We start from the raw sequence: 5032 nt of genomic DNA on the forward strand, positions 1-5032 counted from the left end.
TCTGGCGGATCAACCCTACGCCCAACACCTTTTTTAGGACTATCTTTGGTGTTGTATTTTAGGTTTCCTTTTGGCCGCAATATCGGTCATGAGTAAGGAGAACAAGTCTTTGGGATTCTCCAAGTGCGGCACCAATTGAATATCCGAACCGATATTCAGAACCTTGGCGACATCAAGCACGTAGCGCAGCGCCGAGTAATCTTCCAGCGCAAAGCCAACGGAGTCGAACAACGTAATCTGTGCGGCGCTCTCGCGGCCACTAGCCTGCCCGTTGATCACTTCCCACAAATGTGTGACCGGTGAATCGGCTGGCAGCTGCTGGATTTCGCCTTCGACCCGGCTTTGGGGTTCGTACTCAACCACCACCCGCGCTCGCTCTACAATATCGCGATGTATTTCAGTTTTTCCTGGGCAATCACCTCCTACAGCATTGAGATGCATACCGGGTTCGATCATGTCTGGCGTCAAGATAGTCGCATAAGTTTTATCGGCGGTTACCGTGGTTACAACGTCAGCGCCGCGTACCGCCTCGGCGACGGAATCGGCGATATGTACAGTAATCCCAGTCCATGCTCGGAGGTTAGCAGCCAGTTTGGTGGTTGCTGCTGGATCGATGTCATAAATATGAACTTGATCGATACCAAGCAGATGATAAAAGGCCAAAGCCTGGAACTCGCTCTGCGAGCCGTTTCCAATCAGCGCCATGCGCCGACTGTTAGGTCGAGCCATATATCGTGCGGCGAGTGCAGAGGTAGCAGCGGTGCGGATCGCAGTGATTAGGGTCATTTCACTGAGCAGTAACGGCGCTCCGGTTTCGACGTCGCTCAAGGCGCCAAACGCCATCACCGTCAGCATTCCATTCAAGGTATTTTTAGGATGACCGTTAACGTATTTGAAGGCGTATAAAGCCGCGTCAGAAATAGGCATCAATTCAATGACGCCGTCGGGTGAATGGTTGGCCAGGCGGGCGCACTTTTCAAAGTCGGCCCAGCGTAAGTAGTCTTCATGGATATACTCAGCCATCTCGGCCAGGCAGGGCAACACGCCTTTAACCTGGACCAATTTCGACAAGTCGGTCACATCGATATATCTAGTCATGGAGCACCATATTCTAAAGTTTAAAACCAAACACCAAGCAGCTAATAGCGGCGGGCATTCTTTATCACCAATGCGTTACTTTGAGCACTGACCGGACTGCATGCGTAACTACTTCCTTGAACTCACAACCCACAGCCGAGCGGACTCGTCATTCATGCTCTAGTTTTAACTAGGAGATGCACAAGTTATGAAACCCAGTAAAACTTCACATTCCCGCAATGGGAGGAGCCCTGCGATAGCCCCCTCCTAATGCGGTTCCAAATGGTCTACATTTGGATCAAAGTAAACGAAGAAACATCTTCATGCAGTTACTCCGTTCTCCATAATTGGATAAAAGCAGGCCACTGCACGTCCTGGTCGCTTGGCATCCAAGGGGGGTAGTTGTTTAGAGCAGTTAGGTTTTGCTCGGGAACACCGCGGATGGAAAGTGCAACCAGGTGGCAGGCTTGTCGGCGAAGGGATTTCTCCACTGATCTTCGACAGCCGTATACGCGCTTTAGGATCCGGCACTGGCGAAGAATCGCGCAAAATCCGGCTGTACGGGTGCATCGGCGCATCCAGCACCTGCTGCGTAACCCCCTGCTCAATGATCCGCCCCAGATACATCACGCAGACCGTGTCGCAAAAATGTCGGATAACGCCCAAATCGTGGGAGACAAACACAAAGGACAATCCCCGCTCCCGCTTCAACCTGTCCAGCAATTGCAGTATCTGAGCCTGCACCGACACATCAAGTGCCGATACCGGCTCATCTGCGATAATTAACTCTGGATCAAGGACCAGCGCACGCGCGATTCCGATGCGCTGCCGTTGCCCACCTGAAAACTCATGCGGATACCGATCCAAAGCTGATACTGGGAGCCCCACTTCCTGAATTGTGCTTTGTATCTTGGCTTCAATCTGGCTTGCCGAACCCAATCGATGCACATAAAGCGGCTCTGCCAAGGACTGCCGAACCGTCCGACGCGGATTCAATGATGCGTACGGATCCTGAAATACAATCTGTATGCGCTGGCGTAACGCGCGCATCTGCGAGGCGCTTGCCTTGCGAAGTTCAACACCATCGAAAATGATACTGCCCTCATCAGGCTCGACAAGCCGCAACAACGTTCTTGCCACAGTGGACTTACCACAGCCAGATTCACCAACCAGGCCTACAGACTGACCACGCGCAACGCTGAACGATACGTCATTCACCGCTCGGACAATGGTCTTCTTTCCACCTAGAAAGCCACCACCACTCTCGAACCGCTTTATCAGATTTTTTACTTGCAAAATATCACTCATGACTGCCCCTTGTATGGTTCGGCACGTACCAGGCAACGCACTTGATGCGAGTGACTGACGGGCTCCAACGTTGGCGCGGTGGTCTCGCAACGAGCCTCGCGTAATGGGCATCGCGATGCATACGCACAACCAAGCGGCATAGCGGTGATAGCCGGAACGCTCCCAGGTATTGGTTCCAGAACCGCGGTATCCAAATCCACTCGTGGCATGGCGCGCAGCAAGGCTTCGGTATAGGGGTGCATAGGTCGCGCGAATAAGGTCTCCACATCCGCAGTCTCGACTACCTCACCCGCATACATCACCGCGACTCGGTCCGCGATCTGTGCCACCACGCCCAAGTTATGTGTGATGAAAAGCACGGCCATGCCGTGTGCCTGCTTTAACTCCGACAGCAGGCTAAGAATCTGCGCCTGAATTGTCACATCCAGAGCAGTAGTGGGCTCATCGGCCAACAAAACTTGGGGTTTGCAGGCTAACGCCATCGCGATCATGACGCGCTGACGCATGCCGCCTGAAAACTGATGTGGGTACTGGCTGAATCGCTCCGCCGCTGCCGGAATCCTGACCTCCTCCAATGCCTCTAGGGCTAGCGCACGAGCATCCTTCCATGAGATGGATCGATGTTGGCGTATGGCTTCGGCAATTTGGTCACCCACCGTCATGGTGGGGTTCAGCGATGTCATCGGTTCCTGAAAAATCATCGCAATGGCGTCGCCACGCAGCATAGCCATTTGTTTTTCTGTAATCGGCGCGAGGTCGCGGCCTTCTAGCAGGATCTGACCACCTCCATGACGCGTAACTCCTTCGGGCAACAAACGCAGAATGGACAGTGCCGTCACGCTTTTGCCGCTGCCCGACTCGCCCACCACCGCGAGGGTTTCGTTCTTGCCTACCGTTAGCGATACATCACGCACGGCCGAATGCCATGCTCCGCCGATACAGAATTCGGTGCGCAGGTTGCGCAGTTCCAATACAGCTTCTTGTGTGCTCATGAGCGCTCCGATCTCATTTTTGGATCAATGGCGTCCCGTAACGCGTCACCCAACAAGTTAAGTGCCAGAACGGTCAACAGAATCGCGAAGCTTGGGAACACGGTCAGCCACCAGGCATCTAAAATGTTTTCAAACCCCTCACGGATCATGCTGCCCCAAGTTGCTGCAGGTGGTGGCACACCAAGGCCGATGAAGCTCAAAGACGCTTCCGTGCGTATCGCAGACGCCATCCACAATGAACCCAACACCACCACATCGGAGATCATGTTTGGCAGGATGTGCACGCCCATCAACCGCATCGGACCAAACCCCAATGCACGCCCGGCCTCAACAAACTCGCGTTGCTTTATTGCGATTGTCGGTGCCCGTGCCACCCGTACGAACGGAGCGACCTCAGTAATCGCGATCGCGATGATCAGGTTTTCCAGACTGGCTCCTAACATCGCGGCGACCATTAGACCCAGCAGCAACGTGGGAAAGGACAGCAACACGTCCACCAATCCCATGATGCACCGGTCGACCATTCCCCCTACATACCCTGCTAGGATTCCCAGCGATGATCCGATGATCATGGCAATCAGCACAGCAACGAAACCCACCAGCAACGACACGCGCGCGCCGTAGATAAGCCGCGAAAGGACATCGCGACCATAGGTGTCGGTACCCAATAGAAACTCTGCGGATGGTGGTTCAAGTCGAAATGCAATGTTCTGCTGCAACGGATCGTGCGGCGCCACCCACGGGGCGAATACCGCTACAAGCACGATCAACAACAACAGCCCGATGCCTATCCAAGATAATGGGTTCTTGCGCAAGGCGTGCCATATGGCATTAGGCCTAGCGGCTACAGGTACGGCGGCTACAGCGCTCATTGATATTTCACCCTTGGATCCACCCACCCATACACCAGGTCGGTTAACAGATTGACTACTATTACGCAGGACGCGAACACCACCATGAGCCCTTGCAACAAGGTGTAATCGCGTGCGTTTAGCGCGCCCAGAATCAGCTTGCCCAAGCCAGGGCGGTTGAACACAATCTCGGTCAGTACGGAGTTGCCGATCAGTGTTCCGAAGTAAAGCCCTACCACCGTTACGATAGGAATTAGCGCATTACGCAAACCGTGTCGGAGTACCAGTCGCAGAGGCCGTACCCCCTTTGCTTTCGCAGTACGCACATAGTCTTCTCCCATCACACCCAACATGGATGAGCGTGTGACACGCATCACATAGGCCGTCATGATGAGTCCAAGATTGAACGCCGGCAGTGCCAGGCTTCGCAGCTGCGCTGTCCACCCCCCGTCTGACGCGTTTCCTATCACTGGAAACCAGCGCAACTGGATCGCGAATACCAACAACATCAGGATTCCCGACACAAATGAGGGAAATGACAAGCCGATGAGCGATAGCACGCGGCCTAAGTAATCGGGCCAAGAGTTGCGGCGCAGAGCCGCCCAGATCCCCAGCGGCAACCCAAACAGCACACCTATAAAGATCGAGGCTAAGGTCAACTGAATGGTCCATGGCAACACCAGTGCTACTTCCTGCAGCACAGTTCTGCCAGTGGACATTGATACCCCGAAATTCCCCGTAAGCATGTCGCCAAGAAAGTGCAGATATTGCACTTGCGTTGGCTGGTCCAAGCCTAGTTGCGCT

5 protein-coding genes are annotated in these 5032 nt (G+C 54.1%); all 5 read right to left on the minus strand.

Features of this window, described 5'->3' with window-relative positions; translation table 11 throughout:
* Positions 1–39 precede the first annotated feature (39 nt).
* On the minus strand, positions 40–1098 hold the full coding sequence (locus C8K58_RS31840; RefSeq protein ID WP_108574901.1) for an ornithine cyclodeaminase: 1059 nt from the start codon (positions 1096–1098) through the stop codon (positions 40–42).
* 300 nt (positions 1099–1398) lie between these two features.
* Complete coding sequence (locus C8K58_RS31845; protein WP_054092787.1) at positions 1399–2385, minus strand: ABC transporter ATP-binding protein; 987 nt, start codon at positions 2383–2385, stop codon at positions 1399–1401.
* Positions 2382–3377 (minus strand): ABC transporter ATP-binding protein, encoded by a 996-nt coding sequence (locus C8K58_RS31850; protein ID WP_108574902.1) that lies wholly within the window; start codon positions 3375–3377, stop codon positions 2382–2384. The genes C8K58_RS31845 and C8K58_RS31850 overlap by 4 nt, the downstream gene beginning before the upstream one ends.
* Positions 3374–4249 (minus strand): ABC transporter permease, encoded by an 876-nt coding sequence (locus tag C8K58_RS31855; RefSeq protein WP_108574903.1) that lies wholly within the window; start codon positions 4247–4249, stop codon positions 3374–3376. Before C8K58_RS31855 ends, C8K58_RS31850 begins: the two co-directional genes overlap by 4 nt.
* The coding region (locus C8K58_RS31860) for an ABC transporter permease (RefSeq protein ID WP_108574907.1) at positions 4246–5032 on the minus strand (787 nt) is incomplete at its 5' end. The genes C8K58_RS31860 and C8K58_RS31855, both read right to left, overlap by 4 nt.

It is taken from the genome of Pseudomonas sp. GV047 (assembly GCF_003058245.1).
In the GTDB taxonomy this organism is placed as follows: domain Bacteria; phylum Pseudomonadota; class Gammaproteobacteria; order Pseudomonadales; family Pseudomonadaceae; genus Aquipseudomonas; species Aquipseudomonas marginalis.